The organism is Ligilactobacillus ubinensis, assembly GCF_024160875.1.
Lineage (GTDB): Bacteria > Bacillota > Bacilli > Lactobacillales > Lactobacillaceae > Ligilactobacillus > Ligilactobacillus ubinensis.
In genome coordinates, this window is record NZ_JAIULA010000011.1 from 53,324 (window position 1) to 80,248 (window position 26,925).

Annotated in this window: 24 protein-coding genes; 7 read left to right on the plus strand and 17 right to left on the minus strand. The window is 33.8% G+C overall.

From position 1 onward, the window contains the following. Nucleotides 1-48 precede the first annotated feature (48 nt). From LB941_RS06865 to LB941_RS06875, 3 genes are all read right to left on the minus strand, one after another. Entirely contained in the window at nt 49-1,497 is a 1,449-nt protein-coding gene (locus LB941_RS06865) for a sensor histidine kinase (protein WP_253360597.1), read from the minus strand. Continuing rightward, on the minus strand, nt 1,494-2,207 hold the full coding sequence (locus LB941_RS06870) for a response regulator transcription factor (RefSeq protein WP_253360599.1): 714 nt from the start codon (nt 2,205-2,207) through the stop codon (nt 1,494-1,496). The genes LB941_RS06865 and LB941_RS06870 overlap by 4 nt, the downstream gene beginning before the upstream one ends. Nucleotides 2,208-2,320: 113 nt before the next feature. Continuing rightward, the gene (locus LB941_RS06875; protein WP_253360601.1) at nt 2,321-3,595 is read right to left on the minus strand and encodes an MFS transporter; all 1,275 of its coding nucleotides are present in this window, start codon (nt 3,593-3,595) and stop codon (nt 2,321-2,323) included. Between the two features lie 115 nt (nt 3,596-3,710). Between LB941_RS06875 and LB941_RS06880 the strand changes: the two genes are divergently transcribed. The 3 genes from LB941_RS06880 to msrB all read left to right on the plus strand — a co-directional run bounded on the left by LB941_RS06880 (nt 3,711) and on the right by msrB (nt 5,859). Next, nucleotides 3,711-4,289, plus strand: coding sequence for a winged helix-turn-helix domain-containing protein (locus LB941_RS06880; protein WP_253360603.1), 579 nt, complete (start codon nt 3,711-3,713; stop codon nt 4,287-4,289). Nucleotides 4,290-4,382: 93 nt separating this feature from the next. Then, entirely contained in the window at nt 4,383-5,294 is a 912-nt protein-coding gene (locus LB941_RS06885) for an NAD(P)-dependent oxidoreductase (RefSeq protein WP_253360605.1), read from the plus strand. A gap of 133 nt (nt 5,295-5,427) precedes the next feature. Then, complete coding sequence (gene msrB, locus LB941_RS06890) at nt 5,428-5,859, plus strand: peptide-methionine (R)-S-oxide reductase MsrB (RefSeq protein ID WP_253360607.1); 432 nt, start codon at nt 5,428-5,430, stop codon at nt 5,857-5,859. 111 nt (nt 5,860-5,970) lie between these two features. Here msrB and LB941_RS06895 read toward each other — a convergent pair whose 3' ends face one another. The 3 genes from LB941_RS06895 to LB941_RS06905 form a co-directional block, all read right to left on the minus strand. Further along, nucleotides 5,971-7,188 (minus strand): MFS transporter, encoded by a 1,218-nt coding sequence (locus LB941_RS06895; protein ID WP_253360609.1) that lies wholly within the window; start codon nt 7,186-7,188, stop codon nt 5,971-5,973. A gap of 836 nt (nt 7,189-8,024) precedes the next feature. Next, on the minus strand, nt 8,025-9,155 hold the full coding sequence (locus LB941_RS06900) for a PTS sugar transporter subunit IIC (protein ID WP_253360611.1): 1,131 nt from the start codon (nt 9,153-9,155) through the stop codon (nt 8,025-8,027). Nucleotides 9,156-9,844: 689 nt separating this feature from the next. Then, a complete protein-coding gene (locus LB941_RS06905) occupies nt 9,845-11,308 on the minus strand; it encodes an MFS transporter (protein ID WP_253360613.1) in 1,464 nt (487 codons plus the stop codon). 262 nt (nt 11,309-11,570) lie between these two features. On the opposite strand from LB941_RS06905, the gene LB941_RS06910 reads away from it, so the two are divergent. After that, on the plus strand, nt 11,571-12,272 hold the full coding sequence (locus LB941_RS06910; RefSeq protein ID WP_253360615.1) for a TIM44-like domain-containing protein: 702 nt from the start codon (nt 11,571-11,573) through the stop codon (nt 12,270-12,272). A 233-nt stretch (nt 12,273-12,505) separates the two neighbouring features. Here LB941_RS06910 and LB941_RS06915 read toward each other — a convergent pair whose 3' ends face one another. The 11 genes from LB941_RS06915 to dnaA all read right to left on the minus strand — a co-directional run bounded on the left by LB941_RS06915 (nt 12,506) and on the right by dnaA (nt 24,870). Next, complete coding sequence (locus LB941_RS06915) at nt 12,506-13,900, minus strand: MFS transporter (protein WP_253360617.1); 1,395 nt, start codon at nt 13,898-13,900, stop codon at nt 12,506-12,508. Further along, the gene (locus LB941_RS06920; RefSeq protein ID WP_253360620.1) at nt 13,890-14,459 is read right to left on the minus strand and encodes a TetR/AcrR family transcriptional regulator; all 570 of its coding nucleotides are present in this window, start codon (nt 14,457-14,459) and stop codon (nt 13,890-13,892) included. The genes LB941_RS06915 and LB941_RS06920 overlap by 11 nt, the downstream gene beginning before the upstream one ends. A 241-nt stretch (nt 14,460-14,700) precedes the next feature. Beyond that, entirely contained in the window at nt 14,701-14,940 is a 240-nt protein-coding gene (rpsR, locus tag LB941_RS06925) for a 30S ribosomal protein S18 (RefSeq protein WP_253360622.1), read from the minus strand. A gap of 20 nt (nt 14,941-14,960) precedes the next feature. Beyond that, nucleotides 14,961-15,509, minus strand: a complete 549-nt coding sequence (gene ssb / locus LB941_RS06930) for a single-stranded DNA-binding protein (protein ID WP_253360624.1) — start codon at nt 15,507-15,509, stop codon at nt 14,961-14,963. A 41-nt stretch (nt 15,510-15,550) separates the two neighbouring features. Beyond that, the gene (gene rpsF, locus LB941_RS06935) at nt 15,551-15,841 is read right to left on the minus strand and encodes a 30S ribosomal protein S6 (protein WP_253360627.1); all 291 of its coding nucleotides are present in this window, start codon (nt 15,839-15,841) and stop codon (nt 15,551-15,553) included. Nucleotides 15,842-16,030: 189 nt separating this feature from the next. Beyond that, entirely contained in the window at nt 16,031-18,520 is a 2,490-nt protein-coding gene (gene gyrA / locus LB941_RS06940; RefSeq protein WP_275980010.1) for a DNA gyrase subunit A, read from the minus strand. Between the two features lie 39 nt (nt 18,521-18,559). Beyond that, nucleotides 18,560-20,521: a DNA topoisomerase (ATP-hydrolyzing) subunit B gene (gyrB, locus tag LB941_RS06945; RefSeq protein ID WP_253360629.1), complete on the minus strand. Its 1,962-nt coding sequence runs from the start codon at nt 20,519-20,521 to the stop codon at nt 18,560-18,562. 96 nt (nt 20,522-20,617) lie between these two features. Beyond that, on the minus strand, nt 20,618-21,736 hold the full coding sequence (recF, locus tag LB941_RS06950) for a DNA replication/repair protein RecF (protein ID WP_253360631.1): 1,119 nt from the start codon (nt 21,734-21,736) through the stop codon (nt 20,618-20,620). Between the two features lie 4 nt (nt 21,737-21,740). Beyond that, nucleotides 21,741-21,962 carry a S4 domain-containing protein YaaA gene (yaaA, locus tag LB941_RS06955; protein WP_253360633.1) on the minus strand — a complete coding sequence of 74 codons (222 nt, stop codon included), beginning with the start codon at nt 21,960-21,962 and terminating at the stop codon, nt 21,741-21,743. Nucleotides 21,963-22,217: 255 nt separating this feature from the next. Beyond that, the gene (gene dnaN / locus LB941_RS06960; RefSeq protein ID WP_253360635.1) at nt 22,218-23,363 is read right to left on the minus strand and encodes a DNA polymerase III subunit beta; all 1,146 of its coding nucleotides are present in this window, start codon (nt 23,361-23,363) and stop codon (nt 22,218-22,220) included. Nucleotides 23,364-23,520: 157 nt separating this feature from the next. Next, on the minus strand, nt 23,521-24,870 hold the full coding sequence (dnaA, locus tag LB941_RS06965; RefSeq protein WP_253360637.1) for a chromosomal replication initiator protein DnaA: 1,350 nt from the start codon (nt 24,868-24,870) through the stop codon (nt 23,521-23,523). 562 nt (nt 24,871-25,432) lie between these two features. On the opposite strand from dnaA, the gene rpmH reads away from it, so the two are divergent. The 3 genes from rpmH to yidC all read left to right on the plus strand — a co-directional run bounded on the left by rpmH (nt 25,433) and on the right by yidC (nt 26,836). After that, nucleotides 25,433-25,567 (plus strand): 50S ribosomal protein L34, encoded by a 135-nt coding sequence (rpmH, locus tag LB941_RS06970; protein WP_003701411.1) that lies wholly within the window; start codon nt 25,433-25,435, stop codon nt 25,565-25,567. 62 nt (nt 25,568-25,629) lie between these two features. Further along, on the plus strand, nt 25,630-25,980 hold the full coding sequence (gene rnpA, locus LB941_RS06975; protein ID WP_253360638.1) for a ribonuclease P protein component: 351 nt from the start codon (nt 25,630-25,632) through the stop codon (nt 25,978-25,980). A gap of 16 nt (nt 25,981-25,996) precedes the next feature. Continuing rightward, nucleotides 25,997-26,836: a membrane protein insertase YidC gene (yidC, locus tag LB941_RS06980; RefSeq protein WP_253360639.1), complete on the plus strand. Its 840-nt coding sequence runs from the start codon at nt 25,997-25,999 to the stop codon at nt 26,834-26,836. Nucleotides 26,837-26,925: the final 89 nt, after the last annotated feature.

Genomic DNA, 26,925 nt, shown 5'->3' on the forward strand with positions numbered 1-26,925 from the left:
CTTTTCTAACTTGTTACAGTTCTTACTGTTACATCAGATATACTACGATTAATTTACTCTAGGTAGGTAAATAGAAATTTTTAATCCATTATCATTAGTTGCTGTTATCTTTCCACCTGACTGCATTATAATCGTTTTTGCAATATATAAACCTAAGCCACTACCCTCTGTATTAGTATTACGTGACTCATCTACGCGATAAAACTCACTGAAAACTTCATTTAATTTATTTTCAGGAACTCCTGGGCCATTATCTAGAATTTCCAATAATTCATATTGACCACTTTCTTCTATTCTAATATTAACAAAGGTTTGCTTTTTGTCGTTATATTTTATACTGTTTTCTATAATATTAATAAATACGCGCTGTAATTGATCGGCATCAACTTTTACTTGATGTGATTTTTTATCATAGTTCAAATTAACTTGTGCATTTCGTTCTCCCCAAGTTAATTTATTAATTTCATTAATATGCCTTATAAAATCTACTAAATCTATCGTTTGGATATTAATCGGCATATTACCTGTTTCTAGTTTGGACAAATAGAACAGTTGCTGTAATAAAGTTTCCATTTCACCAACTTTGTTATATGCGATTTGAATATATTGATCTCGTCTTTGCGGGGTTCGCGCTACTCCATCTAAAATCCCCTTCAAACACCCTTTAATCGACGTTAATGGCGTATTCAAATCATGCGAAATTCCTGAGATCATTTTAGTTCGTGCTCTTTCATATGCAGAATTTTTTTCCATATAACGTTTAATACTTTCTTGCATGTCATTGAACGATTTAATTAAAACTTCCATTTCATAATCGCCACCATTATACACAATCGGTACAAACTCTTTACCTTTTTCAATTCTCTTTGATGCACTAACTAATTTATCTAACGGACGCATAATTCGACTCAACGTTCGCCGACTAAAGAAGAAAATCGTTGCCAATACAATCGCAATTATTAAAACACCGGCAATAAGTGTAAAAATAATTCGGTTTCGTAAATCAATTTTAGTTAAATGGCGATAATATTTTTTTTGACGATATTTTTCTACCCTTGTCGTAACAATACAAATTTTTTTCCCATTTACTTTGAAAGCACGTGCAATAAAAGCTGAACTTCCCCACTGATATTGCGTGGCTTTAGTATACACATAATCTTGTGATGTCATAGAATCTAAAAAATACCATTCATCCGAACTAAAATTATCTACATGAATATTTTTATTACTATTTTGATAAAAAATACGTACTCGATACTTATATTGATGTAATTTTTTCACCAATTGCGGATATGTTTGCTTAGAATAGGTGTAATTACTCAAGAGATTTTTCACATTGGTACTATTCTTTTCAACTTGATAATAACTAATATCCGTTGAATCATTATAATTAGCATAATAGCCTAACATTGCTATTCCGCCGATGCCCAGTAATGTTAGTAATGCTACTAAGGTAATTATTACATAAGAAGTTGTGATTCTTCTCTTTAGGCTCATTTCATTCCTCCATTGAAACGATAGCCAACCCCCCAAACTGTTTCAATAATTTGTGGATTATTACTATCTTGTTCAACTTTCTCTCGAATTCGATTAATATGCACTGCCACCGTTGCTGGATCACCTATATAATCATATCCCCAGATGCGTTCAAAAAGTTGCTCTTTTGAAAAAACATAGTTAGGATTTTGAACTAAAAATTTTAATAATTCAAACTCTTTATTAGGAAATTTCAACTCTTGGCCATTTTGTAACACCCGATAACTTTCTGGATACATCACTATATTATTGCCAACTGTTAGTTCTTTTTCTTTAATATCTTCATCTGATTTATCACCTTTTAATCGTGCATATTGCTTCAAGTTTGCCTTTACACGAGCTACAAGTTCAGCCGGATCAAACGGCTTAGCTATATAGTCATCCGCACCAATTTCGAGACCTAATACTTTATCTAAAGATTGTTTGCGTGCTGTTACCATAATAATAGGGATATCTGTCTTATCACGAACTTGCTTGCAAACCTCATGTCCGCTTACTCCCCCAGGAAGCATCAAATCTAGCAAGATTAAATCATACTTTTCTGTTAAAATCTTTTGGATTGCCGTTTTTCCATCTTTAACAACCTCTGTTTTATAGTTGCTTAATTCTAAATAATCTTTTTCAATCATCGCAATTGACTCTTCGTCTTCAACAATCAATATTTTTTCCATAGCTAATAACCTCTTTTTACATTCCCTGTTAATTTCGTTATACCATACTATAATAACCTATCTCAGAGAAAAATGTCTATCGCAATTAGTCTATATAGTGTTGAAAATAATTTTCATTCATTTTCTGGTGCAATTTTAATTATTGTTGGAATTCTCCATAAAACATATACTAGCATTATCACTGCACAGATAATTAGAACACTTGCTCCTGAGTTAACTTTCTCAAAAATAATCGTAAAGATTAGTGTTCCGATTGGCATAGCAGAAGTATTTATTGTAATGATTGTTGACATAACTCTACCTAAAATTTCACTCGGGACCTTCATCTGTAAAAAAACTTGTGTAATGATATTTAATACTATAATTGAACAACCTAAAATCATCATAATTAGCGTTCCTACTGTACTAATTACAAAAACATTTATCGAAAAAGCAAATAGTATTCCCAATAGCATAACCGAAAAAATCGTTACCAAAAGAGAGCTAATCATTTTATTTTTAAAACTCACTTTCTTTAAAAAAGTTCCAACTAATAAGCTGCCTATCAACATTCCCAGTGCATTACCACTTTCTAAATAACTAATTGGCGCGTTTCCTAAATGCAATTGGTCAGAAATTATGTAAGGCATTCCGATACTTAATGCTGTAAAAAAGAAATTTACGAAAACACCAATTGTTATCATTTCTAAAATTAATTTTTGTTGTTTAATATAATTAATACCCACTTTGAAATTTTCAAGCTGCTTTTTTTGACTACCATCTTTCTTAATCTTTTTTTGTTTAACATAGAAAAAGCGCATACTCATGATTATTAACAACGAAACGCTTGTTGCTCCTATCTCAAAAACAATCATCCATCTAAAACCAAAGATTGCATACAAAGCCATCCCCAGTGCAGGCGCTACAATTGATGAAAGTGCACTAGCTGCTTGTGTGTATGAGCTAAGTGTTTGAATTTTTCCAACATTAACAAGTTCATGAATTGCCGCCGAATAGGTTGTTGTATTAACTAGATTAGTAATTGAATTAATAAAAACAAAAACGATAATTGGAATAAAAAGAGCATCATTATGAAAAAAATCAATTACCATAACTAAACTTGCTAGCGCGATTAATCGTAAGATAAGCGACAGTACAATGATTTTCTTATGCGGATATGTATCAACCAGATTGCCCACTGGAATTACAAAAAGCATATTAACTATCGGCATAATAATCATCTCTAAACCAAAGCTCAATGGAGAATGTGTATTATTTAAAAGCATCAAACCTAATGCAAAATTAAACATACTCCCTGATAGTGTACTAATTAAATTGCTAGCTACGTCTTTTAGAATTTGAATATTTGATGCTTTATCTGTAATTTCAAATAATGGCTCTTCTTTCATAACAATCCTTCTTTTGTTTTTATTTAATGCTAAAAATTATTTTATTGTTAAACAAATACTAATCATTTGATTTAAATTTGTCAATAAATTACTATTGTTTTGTAGAGGTGATTATATGTCTGAAAAAGAGGTTTCAGAACTTGCTAAAATTCTAGCAGACAAAAGAAATATTACAATTATAAAAGTGACCAATACCAAAAAAGGAATTACAATTAAAGAAATTGCCCAAGAATTGAAAGTACCTGTTAGTCAATTATATTATCCCATAAAGAAGCTAGTTGAAGTTGATATCCTTGAATTAGTTGCTATTAAACAAGTTAAAAATTTACAAGAATATTACTATTCCAGTTATAAATTAAATGATCATTCTTCTATAACTGATTTTATGCATCATGAAGAAAATCTAAATATTTCTAGCGAATGGATTGCAAAACACGACAACGATTTCATTAAATTATTTTTATATAAAACCCAACTATTTTTAGATTCTGCTACTTCAGATATTGCTAAAGCTAAACAAAACGCTAATTATCTTACTGAAACAAAAGTTGGTGGTTTATATAGCACTGTCAATCTTTCAAAAGATGCTCGTAATAAGTTACTCTTAGATATTAGTAAATTAATCTCACAAGCTGAAAAGAATGATACTGGTTCTGAAAAATCCGAAGTTAATTTTCTAGTTGAAAGATGGTAAACCTTATAATTATTTTCAAAAGAGCTAATTAACTGCTAGTCCATCTTTTCTTATGTTATAATATCTTGAAAATGAAAAGAAAGAGGATTGCGTATGCCTATTATATATATTGTTGATCCAATGAATGATATTGGCATTGAAGTTTTAAAAAAGCAAGGTTACCACATCTTTATTCGCCCTGCAGGAATGTCAATTGCAGCTACACAAAAACTAGTTGATTTCTCTAAAGTGTATGCCTTAATTATTCGTGCCACTAAGTTAACAACAGCTAACCTAACTGCTTTTACTAACCTTAAAATTATTGCACGTCATGGAGTTGGGGTTGATAACCTGCCCTTAGCAGCTATTAAGGAAGCTAATATCCGCTTAACCTATACACCTGGTTTAAACGCTAGTTCAGTTGCTGAATTAACATTAACTTTTTGTCTATCCTTATTAAAACAGTTTCCTGTCAATCAACTTGGCGCTTTTCCTGACGGTGAACTTTTACAAAATAAAACCATCGGGTTATTAGGATATGGAAAGATTGCTCAAAGATTCAGTGAACTCCTAAAACCATTTAACGTTAACCTGCTGGTTTATAACCATCGTCCTAAAGATTTACTGTATGGAAAACAAACTACTCTTTCAGAAATTGCTGCTGCAGCTGATATTGTTAGTTTGCATATTCCTGCAACAACTGAAACTCGTGAGATAATTTCTGAAGACTTCTTTCATAAAATGAAAAGCACCGCCTATCTTATCAATACCGCACGTGGTGCATTAGTAAATAGCGATTCTTTATATCTCGCTTTACGTGATGGACAAATTGCTGGTGCTGCTCTCGATGTTTTAGATGCTGGCTCAACCTATTCGCTAACAGATTTTCAAAAACTTTCCAATATAATTCTTACACCACATATTGGAGCAAGTTCTATTGAAGTTCTCAAAGAATCTTCTTTACGGTGTGCTGATGAAATTTTACGTTACGCTGCTGGCAAAGAAGCAATCAAAAGTTATTTCTAAGCTAAATAAAAACAGCATTATTCTTACTTTTAGAAAAGTGGAATAATGCTGTTTTTTATGGAGCTAAATCATTTACTTTATTTTTATTAATTGGTATCATTAGCTCCAACAATTATATGGAGGCATTTTTGATATGGAAAAACAAGACTCGCTCAAAAAACGCTTATCACCAGAACAATTCGACGTTACTCAAAATGCTGCTACTGAAAAACCATTTAGTGGCATATATGATGCTTTTTATGAAGATGGCATCTACGTTGATATCGTTAGTGGTGAACCTTTATTTAGCTCCCTTGATAAATATGATGCCGGTTGTGGCTGGCCCTCTTTCACTAAGCCAATTGCGCAAAATGCTATCACCAAAAAAACAGACTGGTCGCTTGGAATGCACCGTACGGAAGTAAGAAGTCATAACGCAGCTTCGCATTTAGGCCATATCTTCACAGATGGACCTAGTGCTAAGGGTGGGCTTCGGTACTGCATTAATTCTGCTTCACTACGCTTTATTGCAGTAGCTGATTTAGACAAAGAAGGCTACAGCGAATATAAAAAACTTTTTGTTTAAATTGCAAAAAGATAACATTAGTGGGATTTCATTTTTAATTTAATCATATAAATACTGCCTAGCAATCTACATAAATCACTAGACAGTATTTTAAAAGAATATAATCCTTGCTTAATCTTTTATAGCTACTTTATCTTTTTTACGACTAATAGCTAAAACAAAGAATACGGTAGCTAAAATCAACATTAAAACTGTACAAATTCCAAATGCTGAAACTGGATCTGTTTTCCCAATAGTTTTTCCAATAAATGCTAACACGTAAGGTGAAACATATGCTCCAAGATTATTTAAAACCATTGCAAGCGAAATTGTAAGATTTTTCGAAGAATCTGGTGCACTATCAAGTACTGTACTATAAACGTATGGAATAAGAAGTGCAGAAGAACTAATCATAACAGCAAAAACAGTGAACATTAACATATTAGAAACATGCATCATACCAACAAAACCTAAAGAACTAATTACTAAAAAAATGACTGGTGTATAATGTTTAAATAACTTATATATTTGTCCATAAGCGATAGAAAGCACTGCACTCAATAAACCAGCAATAGAAAGAGAAGTTCCTAAAAATCCTTGATTACTCAAAGCTAGTTGCTTAATTGCTAAACCACTATCTGTATATAATGCCATTATCGTACTAAAGTAAACAAATAACATTAACATTCCAACAATTACTAATGCTGGCAATTTTTTATTTTCACTTTTAGCAATAGACTGTTGTTTAACTTGCTGCTCATTATCTGCAGTATTTTGCTCATTATTTGCGTTCTTAGGAAAAGTAAGAACAAAAGTAATAAGTACTGGAACAACCAAAAAATAAACCCAAAATGATGCTTCCCATTTAATTCCAACTAATAAACCAGCAACAAATGTCATTGCACTAGAACCAAAAGATGATACCGCAGCTTGAATACCTAGTAAATTTCGTAATTCATCTCCTGAAAAAAAGTCTCCAAGAAGACTAACCGCAAGCGGGGTATATAATCCTGTCCCTGCACCATAAATAAAACGCAACACTTGAATTGCTGTAAAACTAGAAGTAAATGCTGGGCCAACTCCTCCAATTAATGCCAATAATAAACTAATAATAACTGTATTTCTTTTTCCGATATATTTTACAACTAGACTATTAAGTAATATAAACAACATCATCGAAAATGAAGGAATAGTTACCAATGCTTGAACTGATGCTGTACTATGATCAGAAAATGCACCCACCATTCCAACAACCGCAACTGAAATTGCACCTGCATCTTGTAACATTGTAGAAATAGATAAAATTCCAAATTTTAGTAATCCTTTTTTGTGTGTAACCACTTTTGTCATTACAAATCCTCCTATTGTTTTAATCAACTTGCATTAAATCTAATTTACTTTCGATATTCAACTCAAAAATTTCACTAAAAAAGAAAATCTAGTTCAAATAAAATTGTCCAATATGCTTCAATTTTATTTGAAAATAAAGAAAGTTTTTGAATGCGCATTCTGTAAACGTTTCCTTAAACAAGTTAAAAATATCATTAACTTTAGTGGATTGTCAAAACATTTTTACTAAAATAAAACTAAACAAAATATCTTTTTACATCAAAATACAATTTAAGTTGCATTAACTACCCCTTATAATAAAGGATTCTTTGATTACCATTATATATATTTCCATTATTATTGATGATTGTACACTTTATTTTTTTAGGTTCCATAATATACCCTAGTTAACAGCCCTTAAAGTCCTGTTACTTTCACAAAACTTAAAAATCTACAGTATGTTTTTTAAGCGCTCTTTATTTTTAGTTTTGATAACTATTAGTAATTCGAAATATTTACAGAACTAGTACTACTCTCTATTTTTATTCTTTTAATTTTCTATGTATTCCGTTTGTTCCTAACACAAAACTAAAATAAGGCTAAAATAAAAATTAATTATTTTTTGAATGTTACCTTAATTTCTTAAACAGCACTTGGTTCTGAAAGCACCATTTACTACCAATTAGTATATATTTCCTATTCTACTTAAGCTTCTGTTATTGTCATTCTAAACAAATGCTTATAAAAAAGCATAGTATCCTTATCCGCCAAGAAATCAAACTTTTCAGTTATTTTCTTAGTGAATGAAAGTTACTGTGCTTTTTACTTAATTAAATTTATAATTGTACTTCATAAAATTATAAAATATTCAAATGTAATTCGTTATCGCGAACTATGCCCATCTTTTTCATAACTTTGAAACCAACAACCGAAATAACTGCTGGCAATACCATTCCACAAGCTACATAAGTCAAGAACGTGCCCATTCCTTGACCCCAGAAATAAATAGGTGCAATAAATGAATTTAATCCTAAACCACCAACTGTATATGTTGCTCTAAATCCTAACATTACTGTAGCAAGAGGTGCACATACAATAGCTGAAACCATTGGTGGTAACAATTGCCATGGATTAATGATTAAATTAGGAAATTGTAGTTTCGGCGTTACAACAAATTGAGCTACATTTGCTCCAATAGTATTTTGCTTATATGACATTGCTGTAAAACCAACAAACTGTGCCGTTGTACCAATTGCAGCAGCTGCTGCTGAAATTGGATCAAGCATCAAAGCCACTGATAATGCTGCCGATGATGCTGGTGTCATTAAGAACAGTGCCCACACCATTGAGATACACATCGAACCTAATAAAGGATTAACTTTCATAGATTCAGCAATAAATGCACTTACGCTCAATAAAGCTGGAGTAACAACAGCTGCCAAGCCTAATCCTGAGATTGTTCCAATCACAGTTGCTCCAAATGGAACCAAAACCATATCGAGCGGTGTCTTACCAGATAAATACTTTCCTATCAAAGCTGCAATAAGTCCTGCAGCGACAGCTGAAACTGGTTGCCCAGTTGTAAAGATACCTGTACCAGCTGCTTGTACTGCCGTTTGACCTGTCGCTGTAACTGTTGCGACTCCCTTTGCTGCTGTAACAAAATGAACTGCATTTGAACCAACTGTTGCAGCTATCATAGAACTAAACATTACCAAAGTAGTAACATTTAATTGTGATGCCACTGCAAGCCCTAAAGCAGGTGCTAAAAGATCTTGTGCTAAAGTACCTGCTTGATATAGCGGTTGCCAATTTATAAAACCAGCAATTGTTTGCATTAGTAAGCCCATTCCTAATGTAACTAAAATTGCATTGGCAATTGCAGCAGAAATGTTATATGCATATTCCTTTACCGTCGTTTTTTGTTTTTTTATAGCACCCTCCATCGAAGATGTTGAAGTCGCTGTAGTTGTAGTTGTTTGTTCCATAAATTTTAGCTCCTTTTGAAAATATAATTAGTAAGACAACATTGAAAAAGAAAAAAGCATCCGCCGCTTTCATTACGGTGGATGCTTTCCTAAATACTTTATCCACCGCTGCTAACTTTTTAAAGCTGCATGCTGTGGATTAAAATGCTCTAATTTAATAAACCGAGACATTCGATCGCACAACACGCATGCTAATAATGACTAGGCTTAAAATAGATTCAACTGTGTTGCTACTACTTATATAACGCATCATAGCGACCGACTCCCTTCTTAATAATAAATTAGAAATAGATTAATTTTTTCTTTGATGAATATATCATACCAAATTAGATTAAAATTGCAAGTCTTTTTTTAACATTTTCTTATTTTTTGTTGCTTTTTCAAAATAACTATCTTTTTTCTTCAATGTTTCCATTGTTTTCCTAATTAATTATCTCTAAAAAAAACCCTACGGTTATTTGCCGTAGAGAAAAAAGGAGTTATGTTTAGGTTATATGAGTCGGGGAACTCTTATAACCTATGTAAAATATCTCGGGGAAGACATTTTACAAATTATTTACTTTCTTTAGGGGGAGAAAAGTAAATGAAAAATTGTTTTTGTTATTAGGTATGTTTATATAGTACTTAGAATTTATGAACTTTTTGTGAAACTTTATCGTTTAAAAATAGATAAATTTGCAAAACCAACTTTAATTCTTCTTTACAATTAGTTTACGCTTAGCCCAGAAAGAAAAAAGAAGTGCCAATATTAATAAACTTGCTGCTACTAACATAATTGTATGCATTCCGGAATGTAAAATATTCCGTAATTGCGGTAATAAGTTAACTGGTAAATTTTTATTTGTATCTGCATTACTTAATTTATTCATCATACTCATCGTCACGCGTCCATCAGCTCTGGCAACACCTTGAACTAACTTTATATTTAATACTACCCCATAAACAGATGCCATAAATGTTTGTGCTAAGATTCTTAAGAGATAGCTTAATGACGTTGCAGCTGGCATATCTTTCAAAGCGACATCTTGTTGCACTCTTATTTGTAAAGTTACAAAGACTAATCCTACCCCAAATCCATAAAAAGCCCCCATTGCTAATAACCAAACATAGGGCGTTTTCACATCTCCCAATAAGCCAACAATTGAAATCAGAATTCCGATTAATCCAAATTGTACAATTGTTAAATCTTGAAATTTTCGCTGCAAAAACGGCACAGTATTTGCCCCTGCAAAATCAGTTATTGCTCCTGGGATTTGAGTCAGTCCACCTGCAAGGGCAGCTACTCCCAATAATCCTTGCGACCACATTGGCACATACGTATTAAATGCAATTGATGCTCCCCAAGCTAAACAAAAAAGCAAAAAATCAACTACTAATGCTGTATTTTTAAATAAGTGACCTGGAATAATTGGCGTCGCAACTTGTTTTTCCACTTTAAATAACCAAATCAGTAGTATTATGCCAATTAATAATAATATTAGAACATAATACCAAGAAAGTGAACCGACTGACTGTACACCAATCAGTAGCAACATCAGCCCTGTCACCAATAGTGTTGCCCCAAGATAATCAAATTTTGTATTTGAAACTACTTTTTCCTCTCGATAAGAAAACTGTATCAAAAAAACAGTTATCAATCCAATTGGAATATTAATATAAAAGATCCAGTGCCAACTAAATACATCTACAATCCAACCACCTAGTAATGGACCTACAATTGACCCTATACTAAAACTCGCTGAGATCAATCCCAACACGCGGGCTCTCTGATTAATGTTCTGGTAAATATAACCTATAATGATATAGGGTAAAGCACCCATTCCGCCTGCACCAATTCCCATTAATGTACGTGCCCCAATAAAAAAGAAAATGTTGCGTGCCGTTGCTTCTAACAATGCTCCTAGTAAAAAAAGAAGTACTGAAAGTTGAAACGCTTTTTTGTTACCAATAATTTCGCCCAACTTACTCCATAATGGAGTAAAAATTGACATTCCTAACAAAAAAACAGCTACAATCCATCCCATGTATTCAATACCTTGTAAATCACTAATAATTGCTGGCAATGCCGTATTAATAATCGTCCCATCCAACCCAGCAATAACACTAGCTAATAACAGGCCGAATGTTACTATTTTTACTTGCTTCAAAGTCATTACAATAACTCCCCCCTCTACAGATATCCAATAGCTATCTTAACGGGACTAACAATATTTAACAAGCACTTTTTATTAATAACAATTTAATTTTAATTTTAGTCATTGAGCCTTCATTGTTATAGTCTTAATTATTTTGTACGCTTCTCTCCTATCTAATCAATTAATAGCATCTTTATGCTAAAATAAAGAAAAAAGGTTAGCTACATTTCAAACACCTAAATCAGCTTTATACTACTATCTATTATTCCGGAGAAACGTAATGAAACGAAAAATTGTTGTTATCATCCTCACTGTCTGCTGCTTATTCTTTTTTCCAATACCATCAGTTTATGCACGTGCTGGTGGAGCAACTGGCGGTGGTAATACTACGGGAGGTGGCGGAACTGGGACTACAACTAGCGATTATGGCCGTTATCGCGGTGGTTATTACTATGGACGCCCAAGCCCCATTAGTGATTTTATTTTCGCATCTATTTTTGTAGGCCTTGTTGGTTATCAATTCTTTACACGTTTTCGCAATCAACGGCAAAAAGAGTTGGCACTTCATGGTACTTATCCAATTGATGATCAATTAGCCGATCAATTTTCTGAACTATTTTACCAAGTTGAAAATGCATGGACACAAACTGACAAATCTACCTTAGCTCAATTAATGACACCACAATATTATACGAAGCAAGCAAAAATCATTGATAATTGGCGTGCCCGTGGTAAAATAAATCGGCTTGAAAGTATTGCAATTGTTTCTTTAAAGCGCGAAAGCAATGATTCCAAAGAACGCCCAAAAATCGTGGTAACTGCTCAAGCGCGTGATTGGTTTGAATATCCAGCAAAATCTGCTGACTTTAATCAAACTCAACATGACGATGCTTTTATTTCAAGATTTACTGAAGTCTGGGAAATAGTTCCTCAAACTAATCAGCTACTAGTAGATAATATTCGTCAAATCTCTGATTCTTAATATTGTTTTACTCAAAAAAAAGTATTATTACTCCATCATCTTAGATGACCAAGTGATAATACTTTTTTCGTTACTTTCATTCAGCAAAATTTTGTTATTAGTAGCTCAGACTTTTTAAAATCTATTTCATCTCACAAAGTTTATAGAAGCAAGTTTCTGCCATTAAACGTTCGTTCTAGAAAATAAATTCTTGCCCTATTCAGTTACAATACATATTTTCATATGATTGGTTATTACTTTAATTTACGTGACATCTGTCTAAATTTAAAATTGGCAAATACTAAACAGACAACAATCAGAACAAATGCCAACCACATAGTCCAATGAAATCCTGAAAACAATGCTTTTCCTTTGTTTATACTTGAAGATAAAGTCTGTTTTTCTCCTAAAGAAAGTAACACTACAAAGACTGGTGTTCCAAGCGCTGATCCTAATTGAATTGAAGTATTGATAATTGCCACACCATCAGTTTGATCACGTTCTGCTAATAAGCTCAAAGCATCGCTCTGATTTGGAGACCACATAAAACCAATGCCTGCATAAAGCAAACTATTAAAAATAGTTATTAGTATTATACTACTACTCAAGTTTATCGTTAATTGCAGACAGATTCCCAATAACATTATTAAAAGTCCGCCAAATATCAACCATTTTCCACCATATTCATCATAAACTCTCCCAGCCATTATTGTGATAATAGCACAAATTATAGCGGCTGGAAACAACACCAAAGCAGACTGTAACGGTGATAAATCCTTGCCACCTTCTAAAATCATTGGCAAAATAATGTTCATTGAAAATTGAATCATTTGAATTAAAATTATTAGCAGTGTGGCCAATAAAAATGCCTTTTCTTTGAAAACCTTCAAATTTAATAGAGGATGCACCAATGACTGTTGTCGATAATAAAATCCTATTAGCAATAGTATTCCAAAGACGAACAGACCTAATTTAAATCCCCAAAAAATTGCTGTATCTAAAATGCTAATTGCGTAAACAGTAGATGCTAATCCACTGGCAATTAATGCTACAGATACAACATCAATTTTAGGTTGTGTTAACTGTAATGGACTTCCCAATAAATAATATGCTCCAACAATGCAAATAACAATTAATGGAATCAACAAAATAAATAACATACGCCAAGTTGTTACTTCTAAAATCAAACCTGAAATAATTGGACCAAAAGATGGACCAACTAAAATTATGCTTGTACAGAGAGCCATTACGCCACCTCTTTTTTCTAAGGGTGTTGTTGCAACAGCTGCTGACATCATAATTGGAGCTAATAATCCGGTCCCTAAAGCTTGAACCATTCTAGCAATTAGTAAAATAGGAAAGTTTATCGCACTAGCAGCAACAATTGTTCCTAATAAGAATAAACTCATTGCACCTATATACAGCCACTTAACAGAAAACTTTCGTAATAACAAAGCTGACAGTGGCACCATAATAACGACAATTAACATATAGCCTGTAGCTAGCCATTGTACTGTACTAGCATTAACATGCATAACTTGCATTAAATCAGTTAATGCAATATTCAAAATAGTTTCATTAAATAGAGATAAAAACCCCCCTAGCAATAAAACGATTAACATACCAACATATTTCTTCCTATTTTGCATCTACAGCGCTCCTAACTAACTGGGCAATCTGCTTTTCGACGATTTCTAATTGTTGCGTATTATTTAAAGCAACACACGTAAGTAGTGCTCCTTCAATATTACTTTGAATAGTTAAACCTAACTGTTGTGCTGTCTCATCTGGCAAAGCAAAACTTTTTAATTTTTCAGTATATAAGTTACTTAGCGTTGAAACAATTTGCTGGCACAGTTCATTTAATTCCTTATCCTGTACTGTCTCTAAGACCATCAAACTCAATGACCAGGTACCAACACAATTAGCATGTTTAAGAGACTCAATCATCCCGCTAATTAGGTTATGCAGGCTAGTTTCAAAGTTAGCTGCTGAGTTTAATTGTGTTTTAACGTTATTGCACAAATCATTTCCGACATATTTAATAGCTTCAATGATAATTTCACGTTTACCATTTGGAAAATAATAATATAGCGATCCTTTGGGAACCTGACTAGCAATTAAGATTTCTTTAATACCTATCGCATTTATCCCTTGTTGCTGAAACAATTGTGCTGCACTAGCAATAATGCTATTTTTTTTATTCATATTCATCTCTCCTATATATATAGACCGGTTGGTATATAATGTTGGTTATTATAACCAATTCAATTATTTTTGTCAAAAGATACTTCTCTTCAGATTAGAATCGTTGTCTACACCCATTTTAAAGTCACTCATAATCGCTTAATTAACTTATTAAAATTTTTTTAGTATACAGAAAAACCCGATACTTGTTAGACAGATAAAAGTCTAGCAAGTATCGGGTTTTAAAAATATTAATTGTCTATTAGTCTTCTGCGACGAATGGTAACAAGCCCATAATACGTGCACGCTTAATAGCAATCGTTAATTTACGTTGATTTTTAGCGCTAGTTCCAGTTACTCGACGAGGTAAAATCTTACCACGTTCTGAAACGAAACGTTTTAGTAAATCTGTGTCTTTGTAATCAATATATTCAATATGATTAGCAGCGATAAAGTCAACTTTACGACGACGACGACCGCCGCCTCTACGTTGTTGTGCCATTGTATTCCCTCCTCTAACCTTTAGAATGGTAAATCATCATCAGCAATATCTATCTTATCGCCATCGTTAGCAAAAGGATCTGCAACTTTACCGGCATTATTAGTGTTATTAGCACCATTGTTTGAAAAACCAGTAGGTTGCTGATTATTTGCTGCAGGATCTCCGTATGGATTACCATTGCTTGGATATGATGAACCTTGATTAGGAGTGTTGTTACCTTGATTGCTGCCGCGATAACTTTCTGATTGGTTGCGTGACTCTAGTAAACTAAAGTTTTCTGCCAATACCTCTGTTACATAAACACGACTACCTTGCTGGTTTTCGTAATTACGTGTCTGAATACGGCCTTCAATACCAACCAACGAGCCTTTATGGGTAAAGTTAGCAAAATTTTCAGCTGGTTTACGCCACATTACGCAGTTAATAAAATCAGCTTCACGCTCACCTTGTTGATTTGTAAACCGACGATCAATAGCAATTGTAAAATTAGCAACTGCAACGCCAGACGGTGTGAAACGTAAATCAGGATCCTTGGTCAAACGACCTACAAGCACGACATTGTTAATCAAAGTCTACTCCTCCTTTTGTTTAGTTCTTATTTATATAATTATTAAGCTTCACGTTTAACGATCAGATGACGTAAGATACCGTCATTAATCTTAGCAAGACGATCAAACTCGTTAATTGCTTCTGCATTGTCGGCTTTAATGTTTACGATGTGGTATACACCTTCCGTATAACCAGCAATTTCGTAAGCAAAACGACGCTTAGACCAGTCTTTTGAATCTACAATCTCTGCACCATCATTTTTCAAAACATTATCAAAGCGTTCAACTACTTCGTTTTTAGCTGCTTCATCAAGTGATGGATTGATGATGTAAGTAATTTCGTAATTTGTCATGACTGTTTGCACCTCCTTATGGACTATTGGTTCTTAATCTAATTGAGAACAAGGAGAATCTAAACTAATTGTTATTTAGATACTCACGGGTTAAAATTATAACATTTTTTTTCTTTAAATACAAGTAGAATCCTAAATACGTTTCACATATATAAATACGCAAAAACAACGCATTATTTTACATTATTTTTATTTATTTTCTTCTTCTTGCGATTCTACTTCTTCTGTCTCAATTTCTTCTGGTTCTACTTTAGTCATTGTTGAAACAAATGCATCTTCATCTAAATTAATTAAATGAACACCCATTGTAGCTCGACCAGTCTGAGAAACGGTCTCAATATTAAAGCGAATCATCACACCTTTATTAGTGATAACCATAATATCTTCATTACCCTTTACAGTAGTCAAGCCAACCAGAGGACCATTTTTAGTTGTGATATTTGCTGTTTTAATTCCTTTTCCGCCACGGCCTTTAATCGGATATTCACTTGATAACGTTTGTTTACCATAACCTTTTTCAGAGATAACAAAAACTTTACTCTCTGGTTCAAGAATATCAGCTCCAACAACATAATCATTTTCTCGCAATCTTATTCCTCTGACACCTGCCGCACCACGACCCATAATCCGAACAGCTTCTTCTGAAAATGAAACCGTATAGCCTAAGTGTGTCCCAATGATAATGTTATTTTGCTTGTTGGTAACAGCTACATTAATTAATTCATCGTCATCACGTAATGATAATGCTCTTAAACCGTTCTTGCGAATATTAGTAAATTCAGAAACTTCAGTTCGTTTAACAACACCTTTTTTGGTTGTAAAGAACAAGGTTAAATCTTCTACATTATTCTCTTCTTTTTGTTTTGCAGGCACATCAATAATTGTTGTTATTTTCTCTTCACCACTAATATTAAGCAAATTTATCACTGGTATTCCCTTGGCAGCACGACCATACTCTGGCACTTCATAACCTTTCATGCTGTAAACTTTACCTATATTTGTGAAAAAGAGAATTTTGTCATGGGTTGAAGCCGTAATCAGATGTTCAATGAAATCATCATCATGGACACCCATTCCTTGAACACCACGACCACCACGATGTTGTTGCTTAAAATCACTTGTTGGTAATCGTTTGATATAACCATTATGTGTTAAGGTCAATACGATGTTTTCTTCTTCAATTAAATCCTCATCTTCAATGCTTAAAACTTCGCCAACCATCAATTCAGTTCTACGTTCATCACCAAAACGTTCTTGAATATCTAATAATTCTTCATAGATAATTTGATGAATTCTTTCTGGTTTAGCTAGAATATCTTCATAATCAGCAATAGCTTCAACTGTTTTTTTGTATTCAGCTTCAACTTTTTCACGTTCCAAACCGGTTAACCGGACTAAACGCATATCAAGAATAGCTTGTGCCTGCTTATCACTTAAATTATATTCGTTAATTAAGCGATCTTTAGCCACTTCGCCACTTGGAGACTTACGAATAATATCAATAATTGCTTGAATATGGTCTAAAGCAATGCGCAAACCTTCTAAAATATGCGCTCTTGCCTTAGCTTTTTTCAATTCAAACTCTGTTCTGCGCCGAATAACAGTTTCTTGATGTTTCAAATAATATTCAAGTATTTGTTTTAAGCCAAGAACTTTCGGGGTTCCATCCACAATTGCCAACATATTAAAGCCAAATGAAGTTTGCATCAATGTTAATTTATATAAATTATTCAAAACAACTGATGCACTAATATCTCGGCGAATATCAATCGTGATTCGCATACCTTCACGATCAGATTCATCTTTTATATCTGTAATACCTTCTATTTTCTTTTCTCGTGCTAATTCAGCAATTCGTTCAATCAATCTGGCTTTATTAACCATATATGGCAATTCATCAACAACTATCTGCTGACGACCATTGCTCATTTCCTCAATATCAACCTTAGCACGTAAGATTACTTGTCCACGACCAGTCTCATATGCCTTACGAATTCCCGATTTTCCCATAACAATTCCGCCAGTTGGAAAATCCGGGCCTGGAATTGCTTCCATCAAATCAGCCGTTGTCGCATCAGGATTTTTCATCAAAATATGTAATCCTGAGATAACCTCTCCAAGATTGTGGGGCGGAATATTCGTTGTCATTCCGACAGCAATACCTGTTGCTCCATTAACTAATAAATTAGGAAAACGGGCAGGCAAAACTTTAGGTTCTCTCTCATTACCATCATAATTATCTTGAAAGTCAATTGTATCTTTATTAATATCACGCAGCATTTCTAAAGTGATTTTGCTCATTTTAGCTTCAGTATAACGCATCGCCGCAGCTCCATCGCCATCAACAGAACCAAAGTTCCCATGACCATCCACTAACATATAACGATAACTGAAATCCTGTGCCATTCTAACCATTGATTCATAAATTGCAGAGTCACCATGGGGGTGAAATTTCCCCATAACTTCTCCCACAATTCTGGCCGATTTTTTATATGCCTTATCTGGTGTAACCCCTAATTCATTCATCCCATATAAAATGCGACGATGAACGGGTTTTAAACCATCACGGACATCTGGAAGTGCCCTTGCCACAATAACACTCATCGCATAATCTAAAAATGACGTCCGCATTACTTTAGATAAATCGACGTTTTTAATTCGCTCAGGTAAGTCTACCACTAATTTTTACCTCCTTAATTATTGTCTCTCACTTCAAAATTATGCATCTAAGTTTTCTACAAAGGTTGCATTTTCTTCAATAAATTGACGTCTTGGACCGACATGATCCCCCATCAACATCTCAAAAACATCGTTTGCTTCTTTTGCATCTGCCAAATCGACACGTAATAATCTTCTTTTTTCAGGATCCATTGTTGTTTCCCATAATTGAGAAGCATCCATCTCACCTAATCCTTTATATCGTTGAATTGATGGCTTAGGTGATGGTGGTAATTGGCCTAAAACGTCATTCAATTCAATGTCAGAATCAATGTATCTAATCATTTTACCTTGACGAATTTGATATAGAGGTGGCTGTGCAATATACACATAGCCAGAATCTATCATTGGACGCATAAAACGATAAAATAGCGTTAATAATAAAGTCCTGATATGGGCACCATCAACATCAGCATCTGTCATTATTATTAATTTATGATATTTAGCTTTATCAACATCAAATTCTTGACCAAACCCTGTTCCTAGTGCTGTAAATAATGAACGAATTTCCTCATTAGCTAAAATACGATCTAAACTTGCTTTTTCCACATTCAAAATTTTCCCACGAATTGGTAAAATAGCCTGCGTTAAGCGAGAACGACCTTGTTTAGCAGAACCGCCGGCTGAATCACCCTCGACAATAAATAATTCTGAGATTTCAGGATCTTTACTTGTATTATCTGCTAATTTTCCAGGTAAATTAGAGATTTCTAAACCATTTTTCTTACGTGTCATTTCACGGGCACGCTTAGCTGCAACACGCGCTTTTGCTGCAATCAAGCCCTTTTCAACAACCTTTTTAGCAACGTTTGGATTTTCTAACATAAACTTGCTAAATGTCTCCGAAAACATCTTATCAGTAACTGTCCGTGCATCTGAGTTACCCAGCTTGGTCTTCGTTTGACCTTCAAACTGTGGGTCTGGGTGTTTAATTGAAACGACCGCTGTTAGGCCTTCTCGAACATCTTCACCACTTAAATTCGTATCATTTTCCTTTAACAAACCTGTTTTTCGCGCATAATCATTGATGACACGCGTTAAAGCTGTTTTAAAACCAGCCTCATGCGTTCCACCTTCGTACGTATGAATATTATTTGTAAAGGTTAATAAAGTTGAGCTGAAATCGTCGGTATATTGTAACGCTACTTCAACTGTTATCCCCTTTTGTTCACCTTCAACATAAATTGGTTCTTCAAATAAGACTTCTTTTCCCTTATTTAAGAATTCAATATAGTGCTTAATTCCACCTGCATAATGAAATTCTTCGCGCGTTGGTTTTTCAGGTCGGTTATCCGCTATTGTAATTCGCAAACCTTTATTTAAAAATGCAAGTTCACGAATCCGAGTAGTTAAAATTTTAATATCATACGTTGTTGTTTCTGTAAAAATATCTGGATCTGGAATAAAATGAACTTTTGTTCCATGTTCATGTTCACCACAAGTACCAATAACTTGCATTTGTTGTGCTACTTTACCAACTTTAAAATTCATGCCATATATTTTGCCATCACGTCTTACTTCAACATCAAGACTAGTTGATAGTGCATTAACTACAGAAGCACCAACACCATGTAAACCACCAGAAACTTTATAACCGCCACCGCCAAACTTACCACCAGCATGAAGAACGGTAAAAACAGTCTCTAAGGCAGGTCTGCCCGTTTTAGTTTGAATATCAACTGGAATTCCTCGACCATTATCAATAACTGTAATACTGTTATCTTTTTCAACGGTTACATTAATCTCGTTGGCAAATCCAGCTAAGGCTTCATCAATTCCGTTATCGATTATTTCCCAAACCAAGTGATGTAACCCTTGTGAACTAGTAGAACCTATGTACATTCCTGGTCGCTTACGTACAGCTTCTAAGCCTTCTAGAACTTGAATCTGACTAGCATCATATTCTTTTGCTTTTTCTTCTTTGCGTTCTTCAAGTTCTTCTTGCTTTTCATTATCAGTCACGCGTTTATTCCTCCTTATTTGTCCAAATTGCACTTAGCAATCTTTTAACTGTGAATATTGTTGCTGCTCTTCTAATTGTGAGAATCAATACACTAACTATAGCTTTAGGTTAATTTCACCGGCATGAATATTAAAAATCTTAGGTTCTTTAATTAATTGTCTTGCAATATCATTTAAACCCGGTGTTGTCAAAAATGTTTGCACTTTATCTTGAATCGTTTTTAATAAATGCGTTTGTCGATTTCCATCTAACTCGGATAAAACATCATCAAGTAACAAAATAGGGTATTCTCCTGTTTGCTCTTTCATTACTTCAATCTCTGCAAGCTTTATTGATAACGCGGCAGTTCGTTGCTGTCCTTGTGATCCATATATCTGAACATTATTATCATTTATAAAGAACTTAATATCATCGCGATGTGGTCCAATTAAAGTTGTCCCTTGAAAAATCTCTTTTTTTCGAATATCGTTCATTTTTTGTAATAATTCATTACTTAGCTGCATTGCAGTTTTTGTCGTCGCATCCCGTAATGGAGCTTCATATGATAACGTCAACGTTTCTTTTTTTTGTGTTATTTCAGCATGTAATATCCGCGCATAGCTCTCTAATTCCTGTAAATATTCAAGACGTTTAACAATAATCTTGCCACCTAGACTAGCTAATTGTTCAGATAGAACATCTAGATACAATTGATCTTTTGTCTTTTGCAATTGTAAATCTTTCAAGTATTTGTTACGTTGTCGTAAAACTGTACGATACTGAGATAAGTCATGGAGATATAATCCATCAATTTGACTGAATTCCATATCTATAAAGCGACGCCGTTCGGCCGGAGCACCTTTAACTAAAGCCAAATCTTCAGGCGCAAATAAGATAACATTAAGTTGACCAATATACTCTGATAGTTTTGCTCGTTCTATATGATTAACTTTTACCTTTTTACCTTTTTTACTAAGTTCCAATTCAAGAGTTAATGGTCCTAGACGACGGATGATTTCCCCTTTTAATTGGGCATATTGTTGATTAAAACCAATCAGTTCTTTATCTTTAGCCGTTCGATGACTACTAGCCATTGCTAAAACATAAATTGCTTCTAGTAAATTAGTCTTGCCTTGAGCATTTTCCCCAATTAAAACATTAACTGCTGGAGAAAAAGTGATATTAGCTTCGTTATAGTTGCGAAAGTTTTTTAGTTGCAACTCTTTGAGATACATTAAATTACGCTTTCATAATGTATGTCCCAAAATCTGAGATTTTAATTTTATCAGATGGATAAAGTTTCCGGCCGCGACGATTGTCCGCTTCTCCATTAATAAAAATTTCATCAGCATATTCTTGTAAGAATATCTTTGCTTGACCACCAGAAGAAATGATATTAGCAATTTTCAATAGTTGTCCTAAAGTAATATATGGTGTATTTAACTTTATTTCTTGTTCCAAGAGATAATCCTCACTTTTTTCATTTTACCTTCTAATTATACCCTTTTTTGAAGGTAAAAACAATTTTGACGCCAAATTTTGCCGTTTTCAGCGTTTTTTACTCTACTTAATGGTAAGATACTGTAATCATCTTTTTATAGCGTAAATTAAATTTTAGCGCAATTAGCTAAACAAAAAAGTTCTGATATAAAACTATTTTAGCGTTTCATATCAGAACTGTTCTTAAATTTCTTTATCTACTATTTCATAAAACTTTTAGTTAGCTGTTCGCATTGGTGTGATTAATTGCACAAAATCACCTTCTGATTCTGTAGGTACTAACGTAAATGGACGCAATGCCATTGTAAACGACAAGGTTGTTTGTGTTTGTCCAAAAGAACGAAGTGCATCTTTCATATAATCTGGATTAAATGAAATCTCCAAGTCTTCACCTGTTAAATTAGAAAAGTTCAGTGCTTCTTCAACATTTCCAATTTCTGGAGAATTGCCTGAGATAACAGCACGTTGTTCTTTAACATCTAAAGTTAATTTAACAACATTACTTCTTCCTTCATGTGATAACAATGAAGCTCTTTCGATTGCATGTAATAATTCTGGCGCATTAAATTCAATAGTTGTTTCAGAGTTTTTCGGAATCAGACGCTCTGTATCTGGATAATTGCCTTCAAGCAAACGTGAATAAAAGGATGTATGACCTAAAATAAATAAAATCTGGTTTTCAGCAATTTGAATTTCAACATCTTTACTAGATTCATCTAACATTCTAGCTAATTCATTTAATGCTTTCCCTGGAACAATAATATTATAGTGGGCACTTTCTAACCCTGAAATCTTAATCCGGCGTTGACTTAAGCGATGTGAATCGGTAGCAACCGCTAGTAATTCTCCGTTATCAATAAGAATATGTACACCTGTTAGCATTGGGCGACTTTCTTGATTAGAAATTGCAATTACTGTTTGATTTATAATTTGACGTAAAATATCACTTGGAATTGCAAGAGTTGTATTAACTCCCACTTCGGGTAAATGTGGAAAATTAGCCGCATCAATACCGTTAATCATAAATTCAGCGGGCCCTGATGTTATTTTAGTTAAAAATCGTTGATTATCTGTTTCGATTGTTAAGGTATCAGCTGGTAGTTTTTTTATTATTTCATTAAAGAAACGAGCAGGTAAAACAACACTTCCAGGTTCTTTAATTTCTAAGTTAGCTTCTTCATCTGCAATTGAAATAATTGATTCAATTGAAATATCAGCATTACTTCCTGTTAAAGTTAACCCATCCTCAAATAGATCTAGTTTTAACCCTTTTAGAATTTCAATTGTTGTTTTTGATGAAATGGCTCTTTGAACATCTGCTAAATAGCGAATAAATGCTGCACGTTGAACACTAAATTTCATAAAGAAGAAATACCTCCTGTTTATTATATTATTTATTATTAAAAAAGTAGTAGTAGTAATAGGGCCTGTTTATACTGTGGATAAGTTCGTTGAAATATTGCTAGTTAGGCAAAAACGCCTGTGGATATCCTGTGGATAACTTTTTGGCTTATTCACATTAATTCACAGCCTCTCCGTTGAGCTGCTTTTTTAAATCAGAAATATCGCGACGTAATTTTGAATCAGATGAAAGCGCCGCTGTTATCTTATCGCAAGCATGCAATACTGTGGTGTGGTCTTTTCCACCAAATTCACGGCCAATTTTAGGTAAAGATGCATCTGTAGCTTCTCGAGAGAGATACATAGCAACTTGACGTGGAATAACAATCCGTTTTACACGTTTTTTTCCTTTAATATCTGCTAATGAAACATTGTAATACTTTGCAACTAACATTTGAATTTGACTAATATTAATAACGCGATCTTGTGGTGAACCAGTAAGACTTTTTAAAGCTTCATCAGCAAGTTTGATTGTTATCGGTTCTTTTTTCATCTGCGCATAAGCTTTTACACTAGTTAGGCCACCTTCTAATTCACGGACATTAGTTTCAAACTGCCCAGCAATATACTTTAGGACATCATTTGGAACGGCAAGTTTTTCGGATGTTGCTTTTGTCTCTAAAATGGCAATTCTAGTTTCGTAATCGGGTGGCGTTATCTCAACAGGTAAGCCCCATTTAAACCGAGAGATTAATCTATCGCCTAAATTTTCGATCATGTTTGGTAAACGATCTGATGATAAAACAATTTGTTTTTTATCATCATATAAGTCATTAAAAGTATGGAAAAATTCATCAATTGTTCCGGGTTTTTTGGCAAAGAATTGGACATCATCTACAAGCAACAAATCAACATTACGATATGCTCGACGAAATTCTTCTTGTTGCTTATTTTTAATAGAATTAACGAAGTCATTTGTAAAGGTTTCGCTAGAAACGTATTTGACTTTAGCCTTGGGACGATTTTTAAGTAACTGGTTTCCAATTGCATGCATTAAGTGTGTTTTGCCTAAGCCAACGCCACCATAAAAATAAAGTGGGTTATATAAAGTACCGAGTTCTTCAGATACAGCTAAGGCAGCAGCATGTGCCATTTGGTTACCATCACCAACGACGAATGACTCAAAAGTATATGACTTATTTAAAGGTGAATTGCGCAACAATGATGATTCTTCAGCTTCAGCTGTTTTAGTTAAATCAGCACTTGCTAAAGGATTTTCTTGATCTGGTGTCATCACAAGAAAAGTGATTTGTTGCTGAAAATTATCTTCAATCAGTTGTAATACCTGAGCAACTAAGCGTTGTTTCCAGTAATCTTGGTGGAGAACAGAAGGAACTTCAAGAACAAAAGTATTATCTGTAAATTGAATCGGTTTGGCAGCTGCTATCCAAGTATTATATGTAACTTGAGAAAGTGTCACATGAAACTTGTCACAAATAAATTGCCATAAAGCATCAAGATCTGGCACAAAAAAAAACCTCCTTTTTTAAATTAATGTAATTTCAGTTTAGCATGTTTAGATTTTCTTTTCCACAGGTTGGGGAGAAATAAAAAAAATAAATAAACAACCTGTGGATAAAAGATAGAAAGAAGGTGTTTATTCTGTTGATTTTTTTTAAAAGCAAACCAGTTATTAACAGAATACCTGTGGATAACTATTGTTTATATGTAAAGGATTTGAACTGTTATGCACAAAGTTATGCACAAGTTATAAAAAGGCTGTTCATAAAAAATAAACGGTTGATTACTTTGTGGATAACTTTAAAAAGATGAAAAGCTAATACACAGGAAAAAAGCTAAAAAGTTGATAACCTTTCTTAGCCAGTGGATAACTTTTAAAGAGCTTTAATTTTTGTCAGAGAGCCCGAAAGTAAATTAAATATTCTCTATAGAAAAATTTCTTTAATTTTAAAGTGAAGTATGCTAATATTAGCTAGTAAGTCTGAACTTGACATTGAGTTTATTGTTTAGTAAAATATCAAGTATCATTGTTAAATATGATGTACTTTAGTAAGGAGGTGTTATCACCCATGAAAAGAACTTACCAACCAAAGAAACGCCACCGTCAACGTGTGCATGGTTTTCGTAAACGTATGAGTACAAGCAACGGTCGTAATGTGTTAGCACGTAGACGTCGTAAAGGTAGAAAAGTATTGTCTGCATAGGCCACTGGACCGTCAGTGGTCTTTTTCTTTATATATGCAGAACATGATGTTGGAGATGTATGATGAGAAAGTCATATCGTGTTAAGAAAGAGACAGAATTTCAAACTGTTTTTACTCAAGGAAAATCGTGCGCAAATCGTCAGTTTGTCGTTTACATGATTGAAAAACCAGAACAAGTGCACTTTCGCGTTGGTATTTCAGTCGGAAAGAAAATTGGCAATGCAGTAGCTCGAAATTGGGTTAAACGGAGAATACGTCAAAGCTTAACAGAATTAAAACCACAATTAAAACAAGATTGCGATTTTATCGTAATTGCTCGTCCTGGAGTAGCATGGATGCAAACAAGTGCTGTTAAAGAACATTTAATTCATGTTTTACGTCTTGCTAATGTTTTAGTTGACGAAATTAAATAGAAGAGAGGACAACGCTGTGAAACGAGGAAAACGAATAGTAGCACTTTTGGGTGCCCTATCCCTCGTGTTCGTGCTAGCAGGTTGTAGCAGTACGACACCAATTACCTCGAAGAGTACCGGTTTTTGGGATCATTATATTATCTGGAACTTCATTCGAGCAATTGAAGGATTAAGTGGCATCTTTGGCCATAATTATGGCTGGGGAATTGTTATCTTTACAGTTATCGTTCGTATTATCATTTTGCCTTTGATGATTTATCAAACAAAAAGTGCACGGAAGACAAGTGAGTTGCAACCGCAGTTAAAGAAACTGCAAGCGAAATATCCAGGACGTGACACTGAGTCAATGACTAAACTTCGTGAAGAGCAACAAAAGCTTTATAAAGAAGCTGGAGTAAATCCTGTTGCTGGATGTTTACCATTACTCGTGCAAATGCCGATATTGATTGCTTTATATCAAGCTATTTTTAGATCAGAAACTTTAAAGGCAGGTCACTTTATGTGGATGGAATTGGGAGATAAAGATCCATATTATATCTTACCTATTTTAGCTGCTGTCTTTACATTTGTTACTTCAAAGTTAAGTATGATGTCGCAACCAGAGCAAAACATGATGACAAGCACAATGACCTATGGGATGCCAGTGATGATTTTTGTTATGGCTATCAATGTGCCAGCTGCATTATCTTTGTACTGGGTTATCACCAATGCTTTTTCTGCCGGTCAAACATTGCTAATTAATAATCCCTTTAAGATTAATCGAGAAAGAGAAGAAAAAATTAGGGTGAAAAAAGATCAAGAAAGAAAATTGGCTAAAGCTAAGCGTAAAGCATTAAAAGGTAAAAAGCGAAATTAGAATATGTAAAAAGAGGCTGTGACATAACTAGTCTCTACACAAATAAATAGGGCGAGAAACCGAATTTGGGTTTCTCGCTCTATTTGCTT